The 203-nt window shown below is 57.6% G+C and carries 1 protein-coding gene; it reads right to left on the reverse strand.

The window, feature by feature from the left end; genetic code table 11:
- The coding region (locus HMPREF2560_RS00175) for a transposase (RefSeq protein ID WP_141762582.1) at positions 1 to 203 on the reverse strand (203 nt) is incomplete at both ends.

The raw sequence follows: 203 nt of genomic DNA on the forward strand, positions 1-203 counted from the left end.
GTCTTGCGCCAGCCAGTTGCGGTAGCGGCATAAGGTGCTGTAATCGGGAATGCTCAGTTCGTCAAAACGGCAAAACAGGTTGAAATCGATGCGGGTGATGAGGCTGTGTTCGAGTTCGGGATCGGAGAGGCTGTGCCATTGTCCGAGCAGGACGGCTTTGAACATGGACAACAGGGGATAGGCGGGACGGCCGCGGTGGTCTC

The sequence above is a fragment of the Neisseria sp. HMSC078H04 genome (genome assembly GCF_001838135.1).
Lineage (GTDB): Bacteria > Pseudomonadota > Gammaproteobacteria > Burkholderiales > Neisseriaceae > Neisseria.